The sequence below is a fragment of the uncultured Umboniibacter sp. genome (assembly GCF_947497555.1).
Taxonomy (GTDB): domain Bacteria; phylum Pseudomonadota; class Gammaproteobacteria; order Pseudomonadales; family DSM-25080; genus Umboniibacter.
The window spans coordinates 163,261-188,234 of the sequence record NZ_CANMGY010000005.1 but is presented as its reverse complement, the minus strand read 5'-3'; the positions used below and the strand labels follow the sequence as shown (position 1 = coordinate 188,234).

The window sequence follows — 24,974 nt, the reverse complement described above, 5'->3', positions numbered from 1 at the left end:
ATTAGCGTAATTACTTTTAGTTACGTGAGGAGAATGAAATGGCGGAATTACGTCGCGAAGTCAAGCCGGTGGAGATTAATTACCTCTGTGACAAATGCGAAAAGGGGATGGTGATTAAGTTAGAGCGGGATGTGACTGACGATAAGAACCATCAGTGCGTAATCTGTGGTGAAGGTTATCATTTTAATGGAAATGGCTATCCGCGGATAGTCTACACACCAGTTGAATCCTAAGCGCTGTTTAGAGGCTTAGTCCGCTGAATATCTTCGCGCCTTGTCAAGGGGGCGGATGGGCAACTCAATCGTCACTTCGGTTTCACCTCGATCATTAAGACCTATACGGATAGAGCCGCCGTGGCGATTTTCGATGATGTGAAAACAAAGGCTTAAACCCAATCCATATCCAGACCCCGCCTCTTTTGTGGTGAAGAATGGGGCAAAGACCTGCTCTGCCACGTTTGGGTCAATCGGCTCACCGTTATTACTAATTGTCAAAATCTGATAACCATCGGCCTGTGACTGGACGATGGTTATCTGGGGAATATCGCCACCCGCTGCGGCATCCCCCGCATTGCCTAAAATATTATCAACTACCTGACGTATCTCAATGGGATTGCACAAGACAGGTTCAAAACAGTTAGTACAGGGGATGAGTTCAACCTGGATCTTACTCTCAAGTCCGAATTCTGCAGCAGCAGAGTTGACAAGTTGGCAAACGTCAGTGGGTTCGATGGGTGTTGATGATGACCGGCCAAAAGTTAACATGTTGGCGACTAGGTCTGATAATCGCGTGGTGGCGCTAATAATATTTGCGGTAATAGGCTTGAGTTTTAGGCTATTGATAACGCTCGCGAAGTTGTCAGGTTTAATATCGTGAGCCAGTAATACTTCGTTAACCTTTGGGTTTTCAATATCTAACCGCTTTGCCAAGGTTGAGCAGGTAGTCGTCACAGCCATTAACGGGTTGTTGATTTCGTGGGCGATACCGGTAGTGAGGGTTTCAATCGTTGTCATCTGCGTAAAGAATTTCTCTCGGGCGAGTAAATCAAATTCCGCTGAGGCGTTAGTCAACGCAATGACGGCGCCACGTCGATTGTCTAAAACACTAATTTTCATCTTAGTTTCAAGCCATCCTAATTCAAGAAACTTTCCGACGTTTGGATGGGTTAATGAACGTTTACGAGCAATTAGCCTGTTAAAGTCTATATCGCTGTAGTCATCGAGGACCTTATCGATTAAGCGGTTGAAATTAATCTCCCCCGGTAGTTTAGGAATAGAAGGGAGTACCTTCTTAGCAATCTCGTTGCTATATAGAATATATCCGTGTGTATCGACGCAAAACATAGCAGCAGGAAGCTGGTCTAGTATAAGCTCTTGGGCACTTTGTTTGACGCTCGCGAAGGATTGGTGATCGGAGCTATCTGCGGTCGCATTACGATTTTGATAAAAAGCTCGGCAGATTAGTACACTAAAGACCGTTGACGACGCAATACAGATAACGGCGATGGCTAGGATATCCATCATAACTCCTATCAGCTATTCTGATTATTTTAATTATTGGAACATTGATGTCTTTAATCCATCTTAGAGAGGCCCTCACCAAAAAGCTACTGGTACGCGAATACAGCATGGACGCCTGTAAGTTCTATGTGGCCCACCTAGATGCTGTTAATCACCAATGGGGCGGTAACAAGCTCTTCAAACTTATTGGCTTTCTAGAAGAGGTCTCGATCGGAGATACGTTAGTTAGTTTTGGTGGGGAACATTCAAATCACCTCTACGCTTTGGCAGCGTTGGCTGATAGCTTTCGAATAGTGGTTTATATTCGTCGGTCCTACACCACGCAATCGAATGTCGATAGTAGAGTAGTAAGGCTGTTGAGAGAAAGCGGAGTTAGTTGCCATTATTTAGCTAGCAAAGATTATCAACGAGCACGTAACGATGAGGCGTACCGACAATCTTTAGGTCGAATTCATAACGCCTCATGCATTATCCCTGAAGGTGGGAATGGTGCTGAGGCCGAGTTCGGGTTGAGACTGTTAGCGACGAAATTGAACCATCAGTTTGTAGCGCCGACGGAATTTCACTTGGCCGCCGGTACGGGAACGACAGCGCGTTATTTGGCTAAGCATCTGAATGATCGCCATCGGCTAATGGTCACCCCGGTGGTCACCCCCTCGCAACTTGGTTTTGATGAGCTCGACAATGCCGAAATCGCTTGGTATCAACCCCGGAAACGCTTCGCGAAACTAAGGGCCGCCGATGAGCTAAGACTGGCCCACTGTGCAGACATAAAGCTATCTTTGGACCGTGTCTATAATATCCACGCACTAGAAACTCTGATGGCCTCAAATTTCAGGGGACCTAAATGTCTTGTCCATACGGGTGGAATGCGTTCGCAAATTGCTAACTTGTGATATGCTCATATAAAACTTAATAGGCTAGGAACAGCATGAAAATTGAGCGCGTGGGGATCTTAGGACATAAATATAACCCACAGGTTGCTGAGACAATGGTTTCGGTGGTCGATGTGCTAGTTAAGCGCGGCGTTAAGGTGCTTATTGATCGCTCTAATCCCTACGTTGAGCAGCTAAAAAACGTTGAGTTAGTAGGAATCGATGATATCGGTCAGCAAGCTAATCTGGTCATCGTGGTTGGCGGTGATGGCACGTTATTGGGTAGTGCGCGTAAATTAGCGGCTTATGATGTACCAATGTTAGGGGTCAATAGAGGAAAGCTCGGATTCTTAACAGATATTGTTCCTTCCGAAGTAGAGCCGAGTATCAGTCGGATATTGGATGGTAACTACTACGAGGAAAAGCGCTTTTTGCTGGATGCAACGCTCTATCGCAACGGTGTTGAGATTGCCAATTCGCAAGCGCTAAATGACGTGGTATTACACCCCGGTCAGTCTGTTCGAATGATCGAATTTGAAGTCTTCATAGACGGGCATTTTGTATATTCTCAGAGTTCCGATGGATTGATTCTGGCCACGCCAACGGGCTCAACTGCCTATAGTCTTTCTGCGGGTGGACCGCTACTTCATCCGAGTCTCAACGCCTTTGTAATGGTGCCGATGTTTCCTCATGGTCTGACTAATCGCCCGATTGTTGTACCAGGGACGAGTGAACTCCGCATTGTTATTGCTAAGCATAATCGGACGTATCCTCGCGTTACCTGTGATGGCCAGTCGCATGCTGCGACTCAACCTGGCGATGAGCTGATTGTTAAACAATATGAGAAACCATTAACACTGATACATCCGACGAATCATAATTTTTACCAGATCTGTCGCTCTAAGTTGGGCTGGGGGAGTAGGTTGGTGTGAGTACCGGATTCGACATCATCGGCGATATCCATGGTGAGTCTGAGAAACTCGAAGATTTACTATTGGCCTTGGGCTATCGCGAAGCGTCTGGGGTATTTCAACACCCAGAACGTAAAGCAATTTTTGTGGGCGACATCATCGATCGTGGCCCCAACGTCCGGCGGGTGGTCGAAATAGTTAGTCGTATGGTAGGGGCTGACCATGCGTTCTTAGTTTTAGGCAATCACGAACTTAATTTAATTAACTGGTTTCGACCACTAGGACTGTCTAATACCTTTGCTCATCCTCACAGTAAGGCGAACCAATTACAGCTTGCGGCTACGCTTGATGCATTTTCTGAAGACGAAGCGAAATCATTTGTCAGTTGGTTAAGCTACCAACCGCTTTTTTTAGAGTTTCCGAAGTTTCGTATTGCTCACGCCCTGTGGGATCAAAACTTTATTAGCCGCTTTATTGATACCTATGGAAGTTGCTGTTTGTCGCCTGACATTCTAAAGGATTCGGATCGCAACCCGTGGTTACTCCAGGGGTTAGATCGATTAACTCGAGGTTTAAATCTTCGCCTACCTGAAGGTTATTTTCTCTCTGGGAATGATGGCGTTTCTAGAAAGCGAATTCGTGCTAAATTCTGGGGTGAGCCGGCAACGAACTACGGCAATGTATTGCTGCAGCAACAGGCTTTACCACCAGAGCTTGCTGTTCGTGAACTGACAGCTATCCAGAAGCAACAGCTCTGTCTCTATAGTGAGAGGGAACGACCGTTGTTTGTTGGCCACTACTGGCAGAGTTTACCGGCAAACTTATTTAGTTCGAATATTGCCTGCGTTGATTTTTCCGTCGCCGGCGACGGACCATTGGTCGCCTACAGGCTTTATCATCAAGACACCGCACTTAATCCAGAACAATATTTTCACGTATAATTAGGACTCAATAGCTTGCGTTATCGTCACGACCGAATACGACTGTTTCGGTGCTCGGTAAGCTTCGTGAGTCTAAAAAAGATAGGAATCAACATGGAATACTCTGAAGCCATTCGCCAAATGCCTCGCCATCAGTACGATGCGTTAAAGTCTGCACTCGAAACGGGTAAGTGGCCCGATGGTAAAGCTATTAGTCCAGAGCAGCGCAAGCACTGCATGGCGGCCGTGATTGCCTACGGTGAGATGCATCTCCCTGAAGATGAACGCGTAGGTTATATCTACAACCCGAAGCACGATCATTGTGAAACGGGTGATGTGCAGCCATTGAAGTGGGATAAATAGGGTGCGGGGGTTAGCAACTAAATTAGGCGTTGAGTCGCCCGAGGGGCTAGCGCAATACACACTTCGTTTGGGTGATCAGCAGTTATCACTGAATGAGTTAATCGGTAGCTCGCTGTCGCTGCGTTTTCATGGAGAGATTCGCTGTGCTCACTGCGCGAAGGTCACTAAGAAAAGCTATTCGCAGGGGTATTGTTTCAACTGTATGCAGACGCTACCGCAGTGTGATAGTTGCATTATGAGTCCGGAGAAATGCCACCTTCATGTAGGAACCTGTCGGGATCCTGAGTGGGGAAAAGCGAATTGTGAGATCGACCACATTGTCTATTTAGCCAATTCATCGGGGCTTAAAATAGGTATTACTCGTCATACCCAAGTCCCAACACGCTGGCTTGATCAGGGTGCGGTGGCAGCGGTTCCCTTATATCGCGTTGCCACACGCAGGCTCTCTGGCCTAATCGAAACTCATGCGAAGGGCGCTGTAGCCGATAAAACAAATTGGCGCGCTATGCTCAAGAATGAGGTTCCAGAGATAGACTTAGCTCAAGAGGCCGTCGGAATGCAGAAGCGACTGGGTGAATATGTGGAGGATTTGCAATTCGCCTTCGGGCCGCAAGCCATCGTGCCGTTAGTCCCTTCTGTTTGGCGGACCAGCTACCCTGTCACTGAATATCCTACCAAGGTCGTATCATTAAATCTTGAAAAGCTGGGAGTGGTAGAGGGGAAGCTGATGGGCATCAAAGGACAATATCTGATTTTCGACACCGGTGTTATCAACCTAAGAAAATACACCGGTTACGACATTGAATGTAAGGTGAACTAAGACGCTATGAGTACACAACCCAGCACTATCTATCTGGCGGATTATCGCCCAGCGAACTTCAGTGTTTCCCACGTTGAATTAGATTTCAATATCCATTCAACGCAAACGCGTGTGGTGTCGACTATGACGATGCAGCGCCATCCGCAGGGAGAGCCGATCATTATCCTCAATGGGTTTGAGCTCACCTTGGTTGAGATTGAACTCAATGGCCGAGCTTTGTCTCAGGATGAGTATCAGCGTGACGAGGAATTACTGCGTATTCCCTGTGATGCCGCTGAGGTGACTGTTCGGGTGACCACTGAAATCAACCCGCTGGAGAATAAAGCGCTTGAGGGGCTCTACCGCAGTGCCTCCATGTTTTGTACTCAGTGCGAGGCAGAGGGTTTCCGACGCATCAGCTTATTCCCCGATCGCCCCGATGTATTAGCAACCTACCGTGTCCGTATAGAGGCTGATAAGGCTGAATGTCCGGTGCTTTTGAGCAACGGAAATTTGGAGTTGTCGGGTGACCTTGCAGATAATCGACACTTTAGTGTTTGGTATGATCCATTTCCAAAGCCGAGCTATTTATTTGCGCTAGTAGCGGGTGATCTTCAGGCCCAAAACGATGTTTTTGTTACCGCTAGCGGTCGTAAGGTCGACCTTCACCTGTATGTGGAGGCCAAGGATTTAGATAAATGTGATTTCGCGCTTGAGGCGCTTAAACGCTCCATGACCTGGGACGAAGAACGCTATGGTCGAGAGTACGACTTAGATCTGTTTAATATCGTCGCCGTTGATGATTTCAACATGGGGGCCATGGAAAACAAAAGTCTTAATATCTTCAATTCATCCTGCGTATTAGCAAAGCCAGAAACAACCACCGATCAGGCGTTTCAACGAATTGAAGGGATTGTTGCGCACGAGTACTTCCATAATTGGAGCGGCAATAGGGTAACCTGTCGTGACTGGTTTCAGTTGAGTTTGAAGGAAGGTTTCACGGTTTATCGCGATGCACAATTCTCTGCGGACATGGGTTCGGCAGCAGTGAAGCGAATAGAGGATGTTGCACTGTTGCGTGCGCGACAGTTTGCTGAGGACGCAGGCCCGTTGGCCCATCCAGTTCGCCCAGCCTCCTATATTGAGATTTCCAACTTCTACACGCTCACGGTGTACGAGAAAGGTGCTGAGGTGGTGCGGATGATCAATACTTTGATGGGTGATGAAGCCTTTCGTAAAGGTTCAGACCTCTACTTCGATCGTAATGATGGCAAGGCCGCGACAATCGAAGACTTTATTTCTGCCATGGCCGACGCAAGTGATCGCGATTTTAGTCAATTTATGCATTGGTATTCTCAGGCAGGCACGCCAGAAGTTAGCGTTACCGAGAAGTGGGACGAGACCTCAGGCTATTATGAGTTGACGTTTGAACAAGCCCTTCCGCTGGCGGGTGATCGAACGAAGTGGGAGCCACTGGTCATTCCTATTCGCTTAAGCCTACTAGGTGAGGCTGGCGCGTTGCCTATTGCTCAAGCCGGCTCGGAAAGCGCAGATAATACCGAGTGGGTGTATGAGTTTGACCAATATTCAGCCTCCGTAAAGTTTGGCCCCTTTAACGAGCGCCCCGTTCCTAGTTTACTCCGAGACTTTTCTGCTCCCGTTAAATTAGTTGATGAGCTTAGCGACGAGCAAAGGCGTTTTCTCATTGCTCGTGATACCGATGCGTATGTTCGCTGGGATAGTAGTCAGAAGCTGCTATTGGCCGAGATCGAGCGCGCTAAGTTAGCTGAGTATTCGCTGTGTCCGCTTCTTAGCGAGGCCTTACGAGCGGTATTAATGGATGAGAATGCCGATCCAGCGTTACGCGCTTATAGTCTGTCGCTGCCAAGTGACGCCCTTCTCCAGCAGGGCGAGGGCATAGATCCGTTAGCATTATTTGAGGCGAAGGGGCGTGTCAAGGCTGCGATAGCCAATGAACTCGCTAGCGAATTTAAGGCTATCGTTGCACAGCGAATGAACTGGGATGAGTATCAACCATCCGCAGAGCAAGTAGGGCAACGATTACTCCAAAACTTAGCGCTTGATTATAGTGTCATGCTAGGGGAAAGCTCTGCAGCGGAAGCGCAGTTTAACAGTGCCAACAATATGACGGATCAGTTATCGGCGCTCCGAAGTTTATTCCGCTATGCCGATAGGCACCCCATGAACGAATTCATGGCGCAATGGGCCACCGACGGCCTAGTTTTGAATACTGCCTTTGCACTCCAGGCGAGTGCTAGAAATGGCGCAGCACTTGCTGATATCCAACGCATTACCGAGCATCCTGCATTCGATTTCGATAACCCGAATAAAGTTCGTGCGGTGTTCGGTAGCTTTGCCAGCGACAATACGCCGTTATTCCACGCTAAAGATGGCTCCGGTTACGAGTATCTAGGCGATATGGTACTTAAGATTGATGAATCGAATCCTCAAACAGCGTCTAGGTTAGCGGCTCCGCTTACTCGCTGGCGCAATCTCGACTTGACCCGTTCGGCCGCGATGAAGGCCGTTTTAGAGCGGTTATCCGGGTGCTCAACACTATCGAAAGACCTCTATGAGGTCGTGAGTAAGAGTTTGCTGTGATGGCTGATGATAAATCGTTATTCGAAGCCGAAATGGCGGGCGTCAAAAAGCTAGATATCGCACCCCGTGTTGAGCGTAAGACAACGCGATTGAGTGCTGAGCAAAAGAAAATTCGTCGTACCGTGGCTGAGTCGGAAGATTCTGTCGATTCGAATCAATTGATGACGGATCATCTAGAATTCGTTGAGCCACTGTCGTATCTTGAGTTTCATCGAACGGGTATTCAGTACGGCGTACTGAAAAGCCTTCGCTTGGGGAAATACGGGATCGAAGCAAAGCTCGATCTACATCATCGCACGGTTGAGCAAGCCCGAACTGATGTTTATGAGTTTGTTCGGGATTGCGTTCGATATGATGTCCGAACTGTTGTTATTTCCCACGGCAAAGGTGAGCGCAGTGAGCCAAAAGCTCTACTTAAGTCACACGTAAACCGTTGGTTAAAGCAGTTAGATGAGGTTATGGCGTTTTACACGGCACTTCCGCGTCACGGAGGTTATGGTGCGGTTTATGTGATGCTGCGTAAATCACCAGAGAAAAAATTAGAGAACAAAGAGCGCCATGAGCGCCGAAGATAATCGCGCTCTTTTGATAAAATACATAACGGGTGGATAAAAGGCCCACCTCATGACTACACTGTGATTAAGACAGGATGAGAGCAGTAAAATGGGTATAAAACAAATGGACCCCAATGCGTTACTAGAAGAGGCTCAAAAGGCGAACTGTAGTGACGAGCACCTGGCGTTTATTAATGCTTGGTTGAGTAACTTCCCTTTGGACGAATTTTCTTCGCGCAAAGTCGATAATGTTGCAGGCTGGCTAGTTGATCTGGCGCACCAGCACGTAGGACGAAGTGACGATTATATTCGCGTCTATAACCCTACTATTGAACGTAATCGGTGGCAGGCTGCTAATACGGTTATCGTCATATCTTTTTCGGACCTCCCTTTTGTTATTGACTCTATTCGAATAGCGCTTGGAGTTATTGGGATCGAAGTACGATTACTTCATAGTCATGTATTTCTTACCGATCCGTCTCGTTCACTTGCCTATATCGAGGTTGGCCGTCGCGAGAAGGTGGACGAACTTAATGCAATGGCTGAGACCCTAAACACTACCCTAAGCTCCGTTAAGAACGTCGTCGATGCGTTCCCGAGTATGCAGGAGCAAGTTAGGACCCTAGTAGTGAACTATGAGAAGAAGCTGGCTGGCGATCCAGCACATGACTTCTTAGATTGGCTCCGCCGTGAACATTTCATCTTCTTGGGTTACGGTGAATGGAGTGATGGAAAAATCACCCGTACGTTGGGAACCACTAACGACGACAGCGAGGACGACGATCTCGTTTCGGTTCCCATTCTTCTCGAAGGTGAAAATATTGCGTTCTCCAAATCATCTTCTCGATCTCAGATTCATAGGCACGTCTATTCTGATTATGTCGTTATTCGGGATCCGAAAAAGCCCAAGATAGAACATCGTTTCGTTGGGCTCTTTACCTCAAGCGTTTATCACCAAAACCCGTCTTTAATTCCAGTGGTTCGAGATAAGATTGCCTATGTTCTTCATAAGGCCAATCTCCCCACTAATAGCCATGACGGCAAGGTATTGGATCAGATTTTAGCAAATTATCCTACCGATGAATTATTCATCAGCTCGCCTGAAGAGCTTTATTCTGGGGTTAATCGTGCGCTCCGAATTCAAGAGCGCCCAATTGTGCGCGTGAGTATTCGTCGGGGCCGCCTAGGTCGCTTTGTGAACTGCCTTGTCTATGTTCCTCGGGATCGCTATAACACTGAGCTGCGCAAAAAAATCCAGACGTATTTGAGTAATGAACTCAATGCAGTAGATAGTGAATTTACAACTTACTTCAGCGGGGGTAATCATGCCCGCGTTCACTTTATCCTCCGCACGGCAACGAACGAGCGTCGTGATGTAGATTTAACAAACTTAGAAGATACAATCCTAGATATGTGTCGCGAGTGGCCAGATAGGCTTCGTGATACGCTGTGCGAAACGTTGGGTGACGACGTTGGTAGCCGATTGGCTAGTTTGTATCAGGGTGCTTTCCCTGCGGCGTATCGAGAAGACTATGATACTCGCTTCGCCGGTAGAGATATTGTCACAATTGATGAAATGGCCAATGATCAATCTATGGCGGTGAGCTTTTATCAGCGAGTCGGCGACGCGGATAACGCGGCACGTTTCCGAGTATTCCGTTTCGATACACCCATTGGTCTTTCTGAAGTGCTACCAAAGTTTGAAAACTTGGGTTGGTATGTCTTGGGAGAACACCCCTATGAAATCGATCGTCGTGATGGCGAACGTGTGTGGCTGCATGAATATCGGATCTTAGTTGAAGGACTTAGTGGTGAAAAGATTGAACGTAACGCCACCCTCTGTCAGGAAGCGTTCGAAGCGGTATGGCGCGGGGATGCGGAAGACGATCGCTTTAATCGCTTAGTCCTTCGTGCAGGGCTTAGCTGGCAACAGGTTGCGATATTACGAAGCTATGCGCGCTATATGTTCCAGATACAGTTTGGTTTCTCGTTAGACTATATCGCGGATACCTTATCTGAACATAGCGAGGTTGCTACGCAACTCGTTGATCTCTTTGAAGCAATTTTCGACCCCGAGCGGTCCCCAACGGAGTCGAGTAACATCGACGATAAGTTGCAGGCACTGCGAAACGAAATTGACCGGGTAGAAAGTCTCGATCAAGACCGTATATTGCGTCGCTACCTTGACTTGATTATGGGTACCGAACGAACTAACTACTATCGGCCAACACGCTCTGGACAAGAACGATCGGTACTGTCATTTAAACTCAATACGCGACGCATCCCGGACCTACCAAAGCCAACACCGTATTTTGAGATCTTCGTCTGTTCGCCGCGAACAGAAGGGGTTCACCTTCGTGGTGGTCCGGTCGCTCGAGGCGGCCTGCGTTGGTCTGATCGCTTTGAAGATTATCGAACCGAAGTGCTTGGCCTCGTGAAGGCGCAGCAGGTAAAGAATTCGGTGATTGTACCCGTAGGCGCTAAAGGCGGTTTTGTAGCTCGAAAAACGGATAGCACTTGGTCGAGAGACCGGTTCCTCGAAGAGGGGATAGCCTGTTATAAGGAATTTATTAGCGGTCTGTTAGATATCACCGATAACCGCTCTGGCGAAGAAATTGTCTCACCGCCAGCGGTCATTTGCCGCGATGAGCCTGATCCTTATTTGGTAGTCGCTGCAGATAAAGGTACGGCAACTTTCTCTGACATCGCGAATGATTTGGCCAATGATTATGGTTTTTGGCTCGGTGATGCGTTTGCTTCGGGTGGAAGCCAAGGCTATGACCATAAGAAAATGGGCATCACGGCCAAGGGCGCTTGGGTCTCTGTACAGCGTCATTTCCGTGAAATGGGTATTGATATTCAGTCCGATCCCGTTACCGTATTGGGTATCGGTGATATGTCGGGCGATGTTTTCGGCAACGGCATGCTGTTGTCTTCATCGCTAAAGGTGGTGGCGGCGTTCAACCATCGCCATATCTTTATTGATCCAAATCCAAACCCTGCGAAGTCATTTAAGGAACGACAGCGATTGTTTGAGCTGCCGCGATCCGGTTGGGATGACTACAATACTAAACTCATCTCCAAGGGTGGGGGAGTCTTTAGTCGAAGTGCGAAAGTCATCAAGATTTCGAAGGAAATGAAGGCTCTATTCGCTATAGAAGAGGCTGAACTAAGACCCACCGAACTCCTAGAGCGCTTACTGAAAGCACCGCTTGATCTGTTATGGAACGGCGGTATTGGCACTTATGTTAAGTCGTCAGCGGAAAGTCATACTGACGTCGGAGACAAAGCCAACGATTCCCTTCGAGTGAATGGTGTTGATTTAGGGGCTCGGGTAGTGGGGGAAGGGGGCAACCTCGGACTTACGCAGCTAGGGCGCGTGGAGTATTCCCTCGAAGGTGGGCGTTGTAATACCGATTTCATTGATAATGCCGGTGGCGTAGATTGCTCCGACCATGAAGTTAATATCAAAATTCTTCTTAATCAGCTAACACGTGATGGCGCGATGAGTGAGCTGCAGCGTAATGAGCTGCTTGAATCGATGACCGAGCAGGTCTCGAGCCTCGTGCTTCATAATAATGCTCTCCAGGCACAGGCTATCAGCTTGGAGTCACTCCGTAGTACCTATCGTAGTGGCGACCATCGACGATTTATTATTGACCTAGAGTCAATTAATGTACTCGACCGTGAGTTGGAATTCTTACCGAGTGAGTCAGCGTTGCAATCGCGAATCCAGGACCGTGAGCAGGCTTTAAGCCGACCCGAGTTATCAATTCTGTTGTCCTATGCTAAATCAGAACTTAAGCGTCATTTCGCCCGAGCCAAGCTTATAACTGGTCAATACAGAAAGGCGATGGTGCAGTCCGCTTTCCCTGACATCTTAGCTGATCAATTCCCTCAGCAGATTGAGGATCATCAGCTCAACACTGAGATTGTAGCAACTCAAATGGCGAATGAAATCGTCAACTTTATGGGCATTACCTTTGTTCATAGGTTGCGAAAATCAACCGGCGCCAGTTACCAGGCCATTGCGAGGGCGTGGATTTTCTGTCGCGAGGTCTTTAGTTTAGATACCCTCTGGGATGATATTGAGGCACTTGGATCAAATGTTGACTCCACTGCGCTGCTAGAGCAACTGGATCGAGAGCGGCGAATGGTCCGGCGTGCTGCACGTTGGTATATACATAATCGCCGTACCTCGACTGACGTCGAGACTGATATCCAGTCATTCAAGGATGAGGTGAGCCGATTAATTGAACAGTTGCCAAACTATCTGTCTACTCGGCAGCAGTCTAAATGGACGAAGCGTTATAATGCGATGATTAGCGCCAATGTCCCTGAAAAATTGGCGACCCGCTGTGCCGCGACGGATTATCTCTTTGCAATGCTCAGTATTTGTGATGTCGCTTCGGAAACCGAAACGGATAGTGTACTGGTTGGTAGCGCTTACTTTGAGGTAGCTTCCAAGCTTAGACTCAATGATATTCATGAGTTGTTGACATCCTATAAGGTTCGGGATCAATGGGAGGCGATGGCGCGGGAGGTTAACTTAGATGAGTTAAATCTCCGTCGTAGAGAGCTAACAGCAAGTGTTGTGCGAGGTCTTGAGGACGGTGATGACAACGCTTGTAGCTCGGTAGGTAGCTGGGTGACTCGGAACAAGACGGCGGTTTCTCAGTGGCAAGCTACGATGGCAGAGGTTGATGCAACGAATCAACATGGCTTTGCGCTATTCGCTGTGACACTAAGGGCTTTATCTCAGTTGAGTTCTGACTGCTAAGGCGCGATAATCGCGGCTCAATCAATCGCAAAATAGGATCATTATGTTTTCACTCGTTAAGCCCTTGTTGTTTAGTATGTCTGCGGAAGCTGCACACGATTTAACGATCGACGGACTTAGCGCGCTCGGGCGCCTTGGGTTGATTAGCTTGGCTGGTCAGCGGAGAGTGGATGATCCTTTCACTTGCATGGGATTAAACTTCCCTAACCGTGTTGGTTTAGCGGCCGGCTTAGATAAAAACGGTGTAGCAATCGATGCCTTCGGTGCAATGGGCTTTGGTTTCGTTGAAGTGGGTACCGTGACACCGCGGCCTCAACCGGGTAATCCTAAGCCGCGACTATTTCGTTTAGAGGAACACGGCGCCATTATCAATCGAATGGGATTCAATAATGCCGGCGTTGACGCTTTAGTAGAGCGTCTCGCCGCAAGAAAGTACGATGGTGTGGTTGGCGTGAATATTGGCAAGAACTTCGATACTCCGGTTGAAGATGCTGCCAGTGATTACCTCCATTGTTTAAATAAGGTTTACGCCTTTTCCGACTATGTAACGGTTAATCTTTCATCTCCTAATACCCCCGGACTTCGCGAGCTTCAGTTTGGTGCAAAATTAGATGAATTACTCTCCCAGTTACGAGAGCGACAACTTCAGCTCCAGAGTCAGCATCAGCGCTACGTTCCGATTGCTGTAAAATTGGCTCCAGACATGGAGGATGATGATCTTCGCCAGGTAGCTGAGCAGATTATTTCGTCGGAGTTGGATGCTGTTATTGGCACCAATACTACTCTGGATCGTTCGAACGTTGATGGTCATCCTCTTGCGAATGAAGCCGGTGGTTTGTCAGGCTCCCCGCTTACAGACAAAGCTGAACACTGCTGTAAAGTGCTTAGCGAGCAGTTGGCGGGTAAAATTCCGTTGATTGGTGTTGGGGGAATAGATAGTGGTGATGTAGCTGCGGAGCGCATTGAGGCGGGAGCGGATTTGGTGCAGATATATTCTTCATTTATATATCAAGGGCCTGAGCTAATCAAAGATGCCGCGAAGGCCATTAAGAAGCTCAGATCCTAAGACTACGTATTAACGATCGGGGTCGACTTCCCATTGATCGGCCCGAGCTTGTCGCCAACCACCTAGCCATTCGAGCCGATGGTCTTCTTGAGAGTGGGGGCATTGTTCACGTGATTTGCCCTTCATGCCGGCGTTATATCCTTTATCGTAGGCGCGTTGACTCATATCTCGTTTTTGTCGTTTCACTGGCGAACCTCCAAATTATTACTCAGATGTTACAATTACATTAAAGCAGTGGGAGAGAATGCTTTCCACTCGAAGCGACGAACGGAAGTAATGAATCCGTTCATTTGCGAATCTTGTCACGAAAAAGTGACGCTAAATTAGGAACTACATCATGTCGGCAAACTACACACTTATCGTTACCTGCGCCGGTGGCCTTGAACGCCATCTAGCGGATGAAATCCAGCAGATCCTGCCGGAGGCCTCGGTAGCGCAGGCGCTTGGTCAAGTTAGCCTTGAGGGTGGTATTGAAGAGGTCTATCGTATTTGCCTTTGGTCTCGTGTCGCTTCGAGAGTGTTGCTTCAATTGGCCAGTGCGCGGGTTAACGATGTTGAAGAGCTTTACGACGTCGCGGCAAGTATTCCCTGGCTAGCGCATCTAGGGCCAGAGCACAGCTTTGCCGTGGATTTTCGTGGTATGAATAAGTGGTTGCGCCATACCAATTTTGGCGGGCTGAAGATTAAGGATGCGATCGTCGACGTTATTCGAAATACCACTGGTGAGCGGCCAAATGTAGACACCGAAGACCCTGCTATCCGCGTTTATGGCCATTTACAGCGGGACAAATTTTCCGTGGGGTTAGATATGTCGGGTGGGGGGCTTCATCGTCGAGGCTATCGCGCTGGCGGCGGCTTAGCGCCACTTAGAGAGACCTTAGCCGCAGCGTTATTGTATCAAAGCGGCTGGCCTGTCATTGCCGCAGAGGGAGGATCTTTTCTTGACCCCATGTGCGGTTCGGGCACCTTCGTGGTTGAAGCGGCGATGATGGCAACTGATATGGCGCCGGGGTTAAATCGGGAATCATTTGGTTTCGAACAGTGGTATCGACATAGCGATAGCATTTGGGAGTCTATCTATCGCGAGGCTGTGACGCGAGATCAACAGGGGCGTGCTGCGTTTGAAGGTCATGTGATTGGCTTAGATCTTTCTCACAAGGCACTTCAGGCTGCACAGCGAGCAGTGGCGGGTGCTACGCTTGGACGTTTTGTTAAGATTCATAAGCACGATATCAACGATGAAATTGATCCCGATTGGACGGCAGATTTAGTGCTGACGAATCCACCTTATGGCGAGCGTATTGGCGAGGAAACCGAGCTAGCCGGCCTATACCAGCAGTTGGGTAATCGGGTTGCAGCGTTGCCAAATGTCAGGACCTTTGGTGTATTTACGTCGCGCGTAGATCTCTGCCAGCATATGCCGCTTCGCTCACCAAAGCGCAATAAGTATCAGAACGGCGATATTGAAGCTTTTCTGCTTCGCTTCGATATGAGTTCAGAAGATAGCCGGGGTTATGGTAAACCGTTGCCTACCGCGATCTATGAACGAGAACGGTTATCTGAAGAGGGGTTAATGCTCTATAACCGTTTGAAAAAGAACCAGAAACAATTGAAAGCTTGGGTAAAGCGAGAGCACATTAGCTGTTATCGCGTCTATGACGCGGACCTGCCCGAATTCAGTGTTGCCATTGACGTATATGGCGATCAGCTTCATGTCCAAGAGTATGCAGCGCCGTCCACGATTCCTGAAGCCAAAGCCGCAGCTCGCTTTAAAATAGCACTCACGGCTATTTCCGCAGCGTTTGATGTGCCACTAGCTGAACTAAATAGTAAGGAGCGACGTCGCCAAAAGGGCACCTCTCAGTACGAATCAGCGCCCGAGTCGAAACGTTTCTTTGTGGACGAGTTTGGCCATTCTATCGAAGTAGAATTGGCATCCTACTTAGATACGGGTTTGTTCTTGGATCATCGTCCGCTGCGCAGACGAATCATGAATGAGGCCAAATCTAAGCGCTTCTTGAATCTATTTTGCTATACCGCCGTCGCCTCTTTGCACGCGGCCATGGCGGGTGCCAAGACGACCAGCGTAGACATGTCACGAACCTATCTAAACTGGGCTAAAGATAGCTTTCGCCGCAACTACGTAACCCTTGCACAGCATGAGTTTGAGCAGGCAAATTGTGTTGAATGGCTGGCTAATGCCACAGGCGAGTACGATATCATCATGCTCGATCCTCCAACCTTCTCTAACTCGAAGCGTATGAGTGATGTGTTCGATGTGCAGAAGGATCATGAGAAGTTGATTGACGACGCGATGCGTTTGTTGGCAAAGGATGGCACACTCTATTTCTCAAATAACTATCGGAAGTTCAAACTTGAACCTGGATTAGCTGAGCGTTATCAGATCGAGAATATTAGTGCATCGACCATTGACGTTGATTTTAAGCGTAATCCGAAGATCCATCAGTGCTGGATAATCCGCCATGGCTAGTACCATCAGCCTGATGCACACCCAATACTGTCACCTCTGTGAACAGGCGCTGGAGCTCATTCGCTACTATGCGCCTGAGTATACTCTGAAATTAGTTGATATCGCCTTAAACGATGAACTGATGGAGGCCTACGGAGTCCGTATTCCGGTGGTTGTGATGGGAGGCAATGAGCTGAACTGGCCATTCGATGGGGATCAGTTGAAAGCGTTTATCGCTGCCAATTAAATAGCGAAGTGACATTGGCTTCGGACTGTTCGCGGACCGTTTCAACGGAGACCTGCTTTAGTCGGGCAATGGTAGCGGCGAGATGCGGAATATGACTTGGCATCGCGCACCCCGATTTCGGCTTAGGCCTGAGGTCGCGGGCTAGTAGATAGGGCGCGTCAGTCTCGATGATTAATCGATCAAGGGGGAGGTAGTCAAGGGCCTTGACTAGCTCTTGGTTGCGTCGCTCGTCGCACAGCCAACCGGTAATGCCGATATATAACCCACGATCCAAATAACTGCTCATCTCGGCGCGTCCCTCGGTAAAGCAGTGTGCGATGCCTTGAGAAATATCGAAGTCGGCTAGGCACTGTTGGAACACCTTGTGTGCCTCGCGTTGGTGAAGATAGACGGGGAGCTGATGAAGCTTTGCGAGTTCGAGCTGTGCTTCGAAGGCCCGAACTTGATCCGCTTCAGTCTGCAACATCCGCGCGAAATCCAAGCCAGTTTCACCAATCGCACAGATATTCCTATCCGCCGCTAAAATTCGCTCCGCCTCCCGAAGCACGGCATCTAACGCTGACTTCGATGCATAGTGGGGGTGCAGTCCAAAGGAGGTTCGCCAATCAATTTTCTGGGGGCCGTTGGCGTGAATAAACTCGTAGTCGGCGAGTTCTGTCGCGATACAAAGCCAGCGATCGACACCGTTTGCTAAAGCGTGTTCGATTAGCACTTCACGACGCTTTTGTAGCCGCGGGTTACGCCAGTTTACACCAGCGTCCGTATACTGAGGTTTGTGAGTCAAACTAGCTGTCAGTTAGTCGCCGACACGAACGGCTAAGACGTCACAGGAGGCACCGTTGAGCATGCTGTTGGCGGTAGAGCCAAAGAGCATTGATAGGCCGGCTCGACTGTGACATCCCACGACAACCAAGTCGGCTTCGATTTCGTCTGCGAGTGCACGGATCTCTGCCTCCGGCTGACCAATAAGGATGCGGCAATCGTAGTCAGGAATCTCAAAGCGCTTGGCAATCACTGCTATGCGCTTCGCACTTTGTTCTTTTATTTGCTCCTGAACATCACTCATGTCTAACGGAATATCACCGCCATACGCTAACGCCAGTGGCTCGACCACATGTGCTAAGGTGATTCTTACATCAAGTTCGCTGCTAAGTGCCTTTGCTCGTTTTACAACCTCAGGGGAATATTCAGTGAGATCTAGTGCAACTAATACTTTTTTGTATTGGCTCATGGGCGGCTCCTTGGTCGCATTCGCAATGTTTTCATGATATAAGACAGAGCCATGATTAGGCAACGACTAAGTTAACAACTCCCATGACTATCTATCTAATTATCTTTTTCGCAGTATGTTTGGTCTTAGGCGGCATCGCGATGATAAAACCATCGAAGCGAGAGCAGCAGTTGTCGCGACTGCGGCAAATAGCGTTAACTAAGCGTTGGCATGTAGCGATGGAGAGAGATTCACGGACAAAGGACTTTGTTACGGTCTACCGCTACCAAGATAATAATAAGCGTACCTTCAAAATATGGCGTTGGCGCCAACGTTTCCGAGATGATTTTTTGAATCTTCCAGAACCTGTCATTGACTATATAAAGAAGGCGTTATATCAAGACGAGCGCTTCATTGAACTCGCTACCTACGAACGCGGCATCATTCTAAAATGGCGTGAATTCGGCTCGGATGAAGATGTAACAAATTTATTAGATGACTTGCTAACTTGCCTTAATGCTTCTATTAATGCTAACAATAGAAAAAATGATGGCTAGTGTTAGAGAAGACCAAATTCCGTTCTGTAACGAATAAATACAGTTAACTATTCAAAAATTTAGGTAACAAATCCACATATGGGAAAGTCTTTAGTTATTGTCGAGTCGCCCGCTAAGGCGAAAACGATCAACAAATATTTGGGTTCCAAGTTTGTCGTGAAATCCTCCGTTGGCCACATTCGTGATTTGCCAACGAGTGGTAACACGTCTACAACCACCCCAGCTGAACGAGCTAAACAAGCCGCGAAGACTCGAAAGATGAAACCGGCCGCGAAGGCTGCGTATCAGAAAAAGAAAGCGCATGATCAACTTATACGCAGAATGGGAATTGATCCTGATCATGGTTGGGACGCGCAATACGAAATTCTACCGCGCAAAGAGAAAGTGGTTGAAGAATTACAGAAACTAGCCCGAAACGCTGACACGATTTATCTGGCAACGGATTTGGACAGAGAAGGGGAAGCCATTGCCTGGCATTTACGTGAGACGATTGGTGGCGATCCGGAGCGTTATCAACGCGTAGTCTTCAATGAAATCACCAAGACGGCGATTCAAGAGGCCTTCGAAGAGCCGGGTCGTCTTGATATCGACAGAGTGAATGCGCAGCAAGCACGACGTTTTCTGGATCGTGTTGTCGGCTTTATGGTTTCACCACTGCTCTGGAAAAAGGTCGCCCGAGGACTCTCGGCAGGCCGAGTCCAGTCTGTTGCGGTCAAACTCCTCGTTGAACGTGAACGAGAGATTCGGATCTTTGTCCCGGAAGAATTTTGGGATCTTTCGGCCTTCTTAAAATATCAGGGCGATACCTTTAAGTTCGCCCTCAATAAGAAAGATGGTAAAGACTATAAGCCAACTAGCGGCGCCGAAGCTGCCGAGGTTAAGGCGAAGCTTGAGGCAAGCGATTACAAGGTTAGTGCCCGTGAGGATCGACCAACTAGTTCGAAACCTTCAGCGCCATTTATCACTTCAACACTTCAGCAGGCAGCCTCAACGCGACTAAGCTTTTCGGTAAAGAAGACGATGACCTTGGCTCAGCGACTATACGAAGCCGGTTACATTACCTACATGCGAACCGACTCGACCAATTTGAGTAAGGATGCAGTAGAGAGTTGTCGCGCCCTAATTAGTGACAACTTCGGCGACAATTACCTTCCTAAAACACCCAATACCTATGGGTCGAAGGAGGGCGCTCAGGAAGCACACGAAGCCATTCGCCCATCGAGTATTGAAGTGCTTGAAGAGCATCTTGATACCATGGAGCCCGATGCGCGAAGACTGTACGCGCTAATTTGGCGTCAATTCGTTGCGTGTCAGATGACCCCAGCGCGTTACACCAGTACCCGTATTAAAGTGAATGTGTCAGCTTACGAACTCTCTCTAAAGGGTCGAATCGTAGAGTTCGATGGTTATACCAAAGTATTACCGGCGATGAGCAAGAAAGACGACGACGTTATGCTCCCGGATATGCAAAGTGGCGATGCGTTGGCACTGGCAGACGTGGATGCGAAGCAGAACTTCACTAACCCTCCAGCTCGCTATTCAGAGGCCAGCTTGGTTCGTGAACTTGAGAAGCGTGGCATTGGCCGACCTTCTACCTACGCGGCAATTATTTCTACCATTCAAGATCGAGGTTATGCCCGCGTTGAGAATCGACGTTTTTATGCTGAGAAGATGGGAGACATTGTCACTGAGCGGTTGTCCGAATCGTTCGCTGAGTTGATGAACTATAACTTCACTGCTGATATGGAGTCACGTCTTGATGATGTGGCGCTTGGCAAACTTGATTGGAAGCAAGTGCTTGACGAGTTCTATGAACAGTTCCAGGGCGAGTTAAGTCAGGCGGAGAATGAAGAGGGTGGAATGCGTGCCAATGAGCCGGTGGCAACGAGTATCGAATGCCCTACGTGTAGCCGGACTATGCAGATTCGAACCGGCAGTACCGGTGTCTTTCTTGGTTGTTCGGGCTATAATTTGCCGCCAAAAGAGCGCTGCAAGACGACGATTAACCTAGTTTCGGGTGACGACGTTGTATCTTCAGATGGGTCAGAGGAGGCAGAATCGGCGCTGATTCGGAGTAAACGCCGATGTAGCATTGATAACGCAACGATGGACAGCTACCTAATCGATGAGGGGCGAAAGCTTCATGTCTGCGGGAACAATCCAGATTGCGACGGCTACGAGATTGAGACTGGTTCGTTTAGAATTAAAGGTTATGACGGCCCCACTATCGAATGTGATAAGTGTAGCTCGGAAATGCAGCTTAAAACCGGTCGTTTCGGCAAATATTTTGGCTGCTCTAACGAATCCTGTAAGAATACCCGTAAGCTTCTTAAGAACGGCGAAGTGGCGCCTCCGAAAATGGATCCAGTGCCGATGCCTGAACTCAAGTGTGACAAGGTTGATGACTTTTATGTATTACGTGACGGCGCATCAGGTATGTTCTTAGCAGCAAGTGGTTTCCCTAAGAACCGGGAAACTCGAGCTCCGTTACTCAAAGAAATTATCTCGCACCGCGATGAAATCGACCCGAAATACAACCATTTTTGGTCAGCGCCAGTAGTCGATGGTGATGGCGTACCCGTTACGATACGTTTCTCCCGCAAAACCAAGTCTCACTATGTGCAGAGTGAAGTCAATGGCAAGCCAAGTGGATGGCGAGCAGAGTTCGATGAAGACGCATCACGCTGGGTCGTTAGCGATAAGAAGAAAAAGGCAAAGTAAATGGATTATGCCCAGGCGCAGCGTGAATTACTTGCTCTGCGCCATATTCTTCAACGTGCACGGAATGACGGAGAGCTGACTAAGCTCGACTATCGGCCTCTTTGGGATCGGTTCCTAGGGGCGCTAGCAACACTCCATCAGCTACCCCGCGCAGCGCTTGATCGCCAAGAAAATATCAGCGCACTCCCGTTTGAGTTGGGAGCATTGGTGGTTTTGCAGTATGAAAATAATTCATGGCTACAAAAGTTATTTAAGATTGCTCCTGCAACCATTGCAAGTAGCCAGTTAATTGGTTCAGACCGCGGTATTCATACTGTTGATGAATCAGAAATTGAGTCATCCGTCACAGTCTTTCTGGAACAGCTCGAGTTGCAAATAAATCTCCAATTTGAAGCGTGAAATTGATTTCTTAATGATGTTATAGTGGATTTTACTGCTACAGAGATAGAAAAATATAATAATTAGGGGGTCGTATGGACGACGAAGTATTTGAACTGGTTGAGTTAAGTTCAGGGACCATAGCACTTAAGCGTCACGGTGATGATTCAGACAATGCTGAATGTCTAATCAAAATTGAGATTGGCCCTGAGATTGACCAGAATTTAAGTGTCGAGCGAATGGAATTTGTTCGCATAATGCTCGAAGCAGGTTTTGCCGAAGCTGCTGATCGCCATCAGAGTTGCTATGAAGAGGAACTTCCGCTTCAGCATTCTCAGGTGCTTCACTAGCTGTGTAATAAACTAGCTATGCACTAAAAGCGAACGGTTGTTATTAATCAACCGTCGCATAAAAAAGCCCGTTCGAAGAGACGGGCTTTTTTATGTTTAAATCGCACGATTTAGTTTATTAATGGCGACGTATAACCCCAACGCTAATGCCCTCTATATCGAAGTCCTGATAGCTTAAATCTACTTCAATAGGCGAGTAATCCTCGTTCTCAGCATGAAGTAGTACCTTCGCTGCACTAATCTTTTCGTAGCGTTTTACCGTAACTTCATCATCGATACGCGCGACAACGATATCACCATTTCGAATATTCTTCGTTTGATGTACTGCCAATAAATCACCATCGTGAATGCCAATGTCGATCATCGAATCACCCTGAACGTTTAACATGTAGTTTGCACGGGGGTGAAAGAAGTCCGGTGAAACAGGGCAGTGAGCTTCTACGTGCTCAATGGCTAAAACAGGAGAACCGGCTGCCACTTTGCCAACGATTGGCAGTTGGTTATCGTTAGCCGCTGCACGATCGATATTTGCCTGTTCAGGATTAATAAGAATACGGAGCCCGCGAGACGTCCCGGCAATTTTTTCAATTGCCCCTTTTCGTGCCAAGGCTTTCAAATGTTCTTCCGCGGCGTTAGCAGATTTGAAGCCTAATTCTGCAGCAATTTCCGCACGAGTTGGCGGCAAACCAGTGTCTGCAATATGCTTTGCTAACACATCAAGAACATCTTGTTGGCGTTTGGTAAGTTTGACCATTGTCTTTGCCTGTTTGTTTATACAGTGTTGTAACTATATACAGGTTTAGATGATGCTGCAACCTTAGTAAAAAGTTGTTTTATAGTGGTGCTGTGATCTTGACGAACTAATAATTCAAACGTATGTTTGAATTATTAGTTAGGGAGCATTATGAGTACCACATCACTTCGTATTTTGGATCAGGCAGAACGACTTTTTGCTGAACAGGGTTTTAATGAGACTTCGTTACGAGCAATCACCTCTGCAGCGGAAGTCAATATTGCGTCGGTTAACTACCACTTCGGTTCAAAGAAGAACCTCATTCAAGCGGTGTTTAACCGCTATCTTGAGGATTTCTATTCTGGCTATAACACGCAAATATCATCACTTTCAGTAGCAGATTCTGAGGTGTCACAACGACAGGCTATTGAGGCTGCAATTATTGCGATGCTTGGCACCGATCTGAACGTTTCTCGAGCGCGTCGATTTATGATGTTGTTACGTCATGCCTATGCTCAACAACAGGGGCATTTAAGGCGCTTCATTAAGGATCATTACAATGAAGACTACCGGCGAATGATTCAACACTTAGCGGGGCAGAATCTCCAAGAGAGCTCGAAGTTGAAGTTCTATTGGCAGTTACAATTTCTAATGGGTGCGGCGATGTTCTCGCTAGCCGAGTTTGATACGCTGGATGCCATAGCAGACGCGCAATATCACTCCCGCATAAGCACTAATGAGCTACTCGACTTGTTTATCCCCACAGCTTTAGCTATTTTAAATCCTCACGTAGCAGAGTAGGCAAATTATGGCGGCGTCTGAAGCAGTAGACTTGATGGGGCAGGCAGAGTGCCTCTTTGACCATCAAACCGTTTGTGGGGCAATTGAGCGTCTTGCAGCGGCATTGAATAGGGACTTCACAGACAAACAGCCTGTCGTGCTTGTGGTGATGACAGGCGGTGCCATTGTCGCGGGACATCTTTTACCGCAATTGAGTTTTCCGTTAGAGTTGGATTACATTCACGCGACTCGTTACCAGGGTAAGATGACGGGCGAGAAGGTGCGTTGGTTAGTTCAACCGCAAATATCACTCATTGGTCGCGATGTGTTGATCGTGGATGATATTCATGACGTAGGTCTAACGTTGGGAGAAATTAACTCGTACTGCCTGGAGCGGGGCGCTAACAGCGTTACTTCAGCGGTATTACTCCTTAAGAATCACCCTCGGAAGGCATCGGTACCTTGCGATTACCACGCTCTCGAGGTTGGTGACCGTTTTGTATTTGGCTTCGGCATGGATTACAAAGGCCTGTGGCGCAACGCTCCAGGAATATTCGCGCTGTCGAAGGAGTGATCCTAATTTGCTCCTAACAACGCGGTCGGTATGAAATTAAGGCCGTCAAATCTGTTTGCCGAACTTGTAAGCACGGGACTTTGTGAGTGTTACTAGCCGTCCTTTCTACTCTCTGTTTTTAATTTAATTTGTAGGCAAAACGGGTCCTCACTCGGGGCCATCCATTGAGTCTAAGTTGAATTTGACTTGACAACGTCTCGCTCGCAATAAATTATTATAACTAGCTAACTTAGTTTGCTAACCATAACTCGAAATAAAAATAATAAGATGAGGTTGTAAAAATGGATGCTCGTGAAATCGGCACTGTAAAGTGGTTCAATAATGCTCGTGGTTTTGGCTTTATTCAGCGTGCTGACGGGGAGGACGTATTCGTCCACTACCGCTCTATTCAAGGCGAAGGCTATAAAACTCTCGATGAAGGTCAACAGGTTGAATACGACATGGTGACCGGTGATAAAGGTCTTCAAGCCGAACAGGTAGTCCCTGTTTAGTTGAGAAAATCGACGCTACGTGGCGCAAGCCAATAAATTAAAAGGCCGTGCTG

Annotated in this window: 24 protein-coding genes; 19 read left to right on the top strand and 5 right to left on the bottom strand. The window is 47.9% G+C overall.

Features of this window, described 5'->3' with window-relative positions; genetic code table 11:
- Window positions 1-38 precede the first annotated feature (38 nt).
- Window positions 39-233, top strand: coding sequence for a type II citrate synthase (locus Q0698_RS07995; RefSeq protein WP_298635515.1), 195 nt, complete (start codon window positions 39-41; stop codon window positions 231-233).
- Window positions 234-248: 15 nt separating this feature from the next.
- Here the strand turns inward: Q0698_RS07995 and Q0698_RS07990 are convergent, their stop codons facing one another.
- Entirely contained in the window at window positions 249-1,523 is a 1,275-nt protein-coding gene (locus Q0698_RS07990; protein ID WP_298635513.1) for a HAMP domain-containing sensor histidine kinase, read from the bottom strand.
- A 44-nt stretch (window positions 1,524-1,567) separates the two neighbouring features.
- Between Q0698_RS07990 and Q0698_RS07985 the strand changes: the two genes are divergently transcribed.
- From Q0698_RS07985 to Q0698_RS07945, 9 genes are all read left to right on the top strand, one after another.
- On the top strand, window positions 1,568-2,416 hold the full coding sequence (locus tag Q0698_RS07985; RefSeq protein ID WP_298635512.1) for a hypothetical protein: 849 nt from the start codon (window positions 1,568-1,570) through the stop codon (window positions 2,414-2,416).
- A gap of 35 nt (window positions 2,417-2,451) precedes the next feature.
- Complete coding sequence (locus tag Q0698_RS07980; RefSeq protein WP_298635509.1) at window positions 2,452-3,327, top strand: NAD(+) kinase; 876 nt, start codon at window positions 2,452-2,454, stop codon at window positions 3,325-3,327.
- Entirely contained in the window at window positions 3,324-4,247 is a 924-nt protein-coding gene (locus Q0698_RS07975) for a metallophosphoesterase (RefSeq protein WP_298635506.1), read from the top strand. Before Q0698_RS07980 ends, Q0698_RS07975 begins: the two co-directional genes overlap by 4 nt.
- Window positions 4,248-4,340: 93 nt before the next feature.
- The gene (locus Q0698_RS07970; protein WP_298635505.1) at window positions 4,341-4,589 is read left to right on the top strand and encodes a DUF1315 family protein; all 249 of its coding nucleotides are present in this window, start codon (window positions 4,341-4,343) and stop codon (window positions 4,587-4,589) included.
- 1 nt (window position 4,590) lies between these two features.
- On the top strand, window positions 4,591-5,409 hold the full coding sequence (locus tag Q0698_RS07965; protein ID WP_298635503.1) for a DUF2797 domain-containing protein: 819 nt from the start codon (window positions 4,591-4,593) through the stop codon (window positions 5,407-5,409).
- A gap of 6 nt (window positions 5,410-5,415) precedes the next feature.
- A complete protein-coding gene (gene pepN / locus Q0698_RS07960; protein ID WP_298635501.1) occupies window positions 5,416-8,010 on the top strand; it encodes an aminopeptidase N in 2,595 nt (864 codons plus the stop codon).
- The gene (gene smrA, locus Q0698_RS07955; RefSeq protein ID WP_298635499.1) at window positions 8,010-8,585 is read left to right on the top strand and encodes a DNA endonuclease SmrA; all 576 of its coding nucleotides are present in this window, start codon (window positions 8,010-8,012) and stop codon (window positions 8,583-8,585) included. Before pepN ends, smrA begins: the two co-directional genes overlap by 1 nt.
- A gap of 88 nt (window positions 8,586-8,673) precedes the next feature.
- A complete protein-coding gene (locus tag Q0698_RS07950; RefSeq protein ID WP_298635497.1) occupies window positions 8,674-13,344 on the top strand; it encodes an NAD-glutamate dehydrogenase in 4,671 nt (1,556 codons plus the stop codon).
- Between the two features lie 40 nt (window positions 13,345-13,384).
- Window positions 13,385-14,410, top strand: a complete 1,026-nt coding sequence (locus Q0698_RS07945) for a quinone-dependent dihydroorotate dehydrogenase (RefSeq protein ID WP_298635557.1) — start codon at window positions 13,385-13,387, stop codon at window positions 14,408-14,410.
- A gap of 9 nt (window positions 14,411-14,419) precedes the next feature.
- Here the strand turns inward: Q0698_RS07945 and rmf are convergent, their stop codons facing one another.
- A complete protein-coding gene (gene rmf, locus Q0698_RS07940; protein WP_298635495.1) occupies window positions 14,420-14,596 on the bottom strand; it encodes a ribosome modulation factor in 177 nt (58 codons plus the stop codon).
- Between the two features lie 151 nt (window positions 14,597-14,747).
- Between rmf and rlmKL the strand changes: the two genes are divergently transcribed.
- Both rlmKL and Q0698_RS07930 read left to right on the top strand, forming a co-directional pair.
- Window positions 14,748-16,901, top strand: coding sequence for a bifunctional 23S rRNA (guanine(2069)-N(7))-methyltransferase RlmK/23S rRNA (guanine(2445)-N(2))-methyltransferase RlmL (gene rlmKL / locus Q0698_RS07935; protein WP_298635493.1), 2,154 nt, complete (start codon window positions 14,748-14,750; stop codon window positions 16,899-16,901).
- Complete coding sequence (locus Q0698_RS07930; RefSeq protein ID WP_298635491.1) at window positions 16,894-17,127, top strand: glutaredoxin family protein; 234 nt, start codon at window positions 16,894-16,896, stop codon at window positions 17,125-17,127. The genes rlmKL and Q0698_RS07930 overlap by 8 nt, the downstream gene beginning before the upstream one ends.
- Here Q0698_RS07930 and Q0698_RS07925 read toward each other — a convergent pair.
- Together Q0698_RS07925 and Q0698_RS07920 are read right to left on the bottom strand one after the other, a co-directional pair.
- The gene (locus Q0698_RS07925) at window positions 17,111-17,911 is read right to left on the bottom strand and encodes a TatD family hydrolase (protein WP_298635489.1); all 801 of its coding nucleotides are present in this window, start codon (window positions 17,909-17,911) and stop codon (window positions 17,111-17,113) included. The two genes, Q0698_RS07930 and Q0698_RS07925, sit on opposite strands and share 17 nt — an antisense overlap.
- A gap of 12 nt (window positions 17,912-17,923) precedes the next feature.
- Complete coding sequence (locus tag Q0698_RS07920) at window positions 17,924-18,358, bottom strand: universal stress protein (RefSeq protein ID WP_298635487.1); 435 nt, start codon at window positions 18,356-18,358, stop codon at window positions 17,924-17,926.
- An 83-nt stretch (window positions 18,359-18,441) separates the two neighbouring features.
- Between Q0698_RS07920 and Q0698_RS07915 the strand changes: the two genes are divergently transcribed.
- The 4 genes from Q0698_RS07915 (at window position 18,442) to Q0698_RS07900 (ending at window position 22,343) form a co-directional block, all read left to right on the top strand.
- On the top strand, window positions 18,442-18,894 hold the full coding sequence (locus Q0698_RS07915; RefSeq protein ID WP_298635485.1) for a hypothetical protein: 453 nt from the start codon (window positions 18,442-18,444) through the stop codon (window positions 18,892-18,894).
- A 78-nt stretch (window positions 18,895-18,972) separates the two neighbouring features.
- Window positions 18,973-21,615 carry a type I DNA topoisomerase gene (gene topA, locus Q0698_RS07910; RefSeq protein ID WP_298635483.1) on the top strand — a complete coding sequence of 881 codons (2,643 nt, stop codon included), beginning with the start codon at window positions 18,973-18,975 and terminating at the stop codon, window positions 21,613-21,615.
- Entirely contained in the window at window positions 21,616-22,014 is a 399-nt protein-coding gene (locus tag Q0698_RS07905; RefSeq protein WP_298635481.1) for a hypothetical protein, read from the top strand.
- Window positions 22,015-22,088: 74 nt separating this feature from the next.
- Window positions 22,089-22,343 carry a hypothetical protein gene (locus tag Q0698_RS07900; protein ID WP_298635479.1) on the top strand — a complete coding sequence of 85 codons (255 nt, stop codon included), beginning with the start codon at window positions 22,089-22,091 and terminating at the stop codon, window positions 22,341-22,343.
- A gap of 118 nt (window positions 22,344-22,461) precedes the next feature.
- Here Q0698_RS07900 and lexA read toward each other — a convergent pair whose 3' ends face one another.
- The gene (gene lexA, locus Q0698_RS07895) at window positions 22,462-23,097 is read right to left on the bottom strand and encodes a transcriptional repressor LexA (RefSeq protein ID WP_298635478.1); all 636 of its coding nucleotides are present in this window, start codon (window positions 23,095-23,097) and stop codon (window positions 22,462-22,464) included.
- A 150-nt stretch (window positions 23,098-23,247) separates the two neighbouring features.
- On the opposite strand from lexA, the gene Q0698_RS07890 reads away from it, so the two are divergent.
- The 3 genes from Q0698_RS07890 to Q0698_RS07880 all read left to right on the top strand — a co-directional run bounded on the left by Q0698_RS07890 (window position 23,248) and on the right by Q0698_RS07880 (window position 24,921).
- Window positions 23,248-23,877: a TetR/AcrR family transcriptional regulator gene (locus Q0698_RS07890; protein WP_298635476.1), complete on the top strand. Its 630-nt coding sequence runs from the start codon at window positions 23,248-23,250 to the stop codon at window positions 23,875-23,877.
- 7 nt (window positions 23,878-23,884) lie between these two features.
- Window positions 23,885-24,430 carry a hypoxanthine-guanine phosphoribosyltransferase gene (locus Q0698_RS07885; RefSeq protein WP_298635474.1) on the top strand — a complete coding sequence of 182 codons (546 nt, stop codon included), beginning with the start codon at window positions 23,885-23,887 and terminating at the stop codon, window positions 24,428-24,430.
- Between the two features lie 281 nt (window positions 24,431-24,711).
- Window positions 24,712-24,921, top strand: a complete 210-nt coding sequence (locus tag Q0698_RS07880) for a cold-shock protein (protein WP_121876306.1) — start codon at window positions 24,712-24,714, stop codon at window positions 24,919-24,921.
- Window positions 24,922-24,974 lie beyond the last annotated feature (53 nt).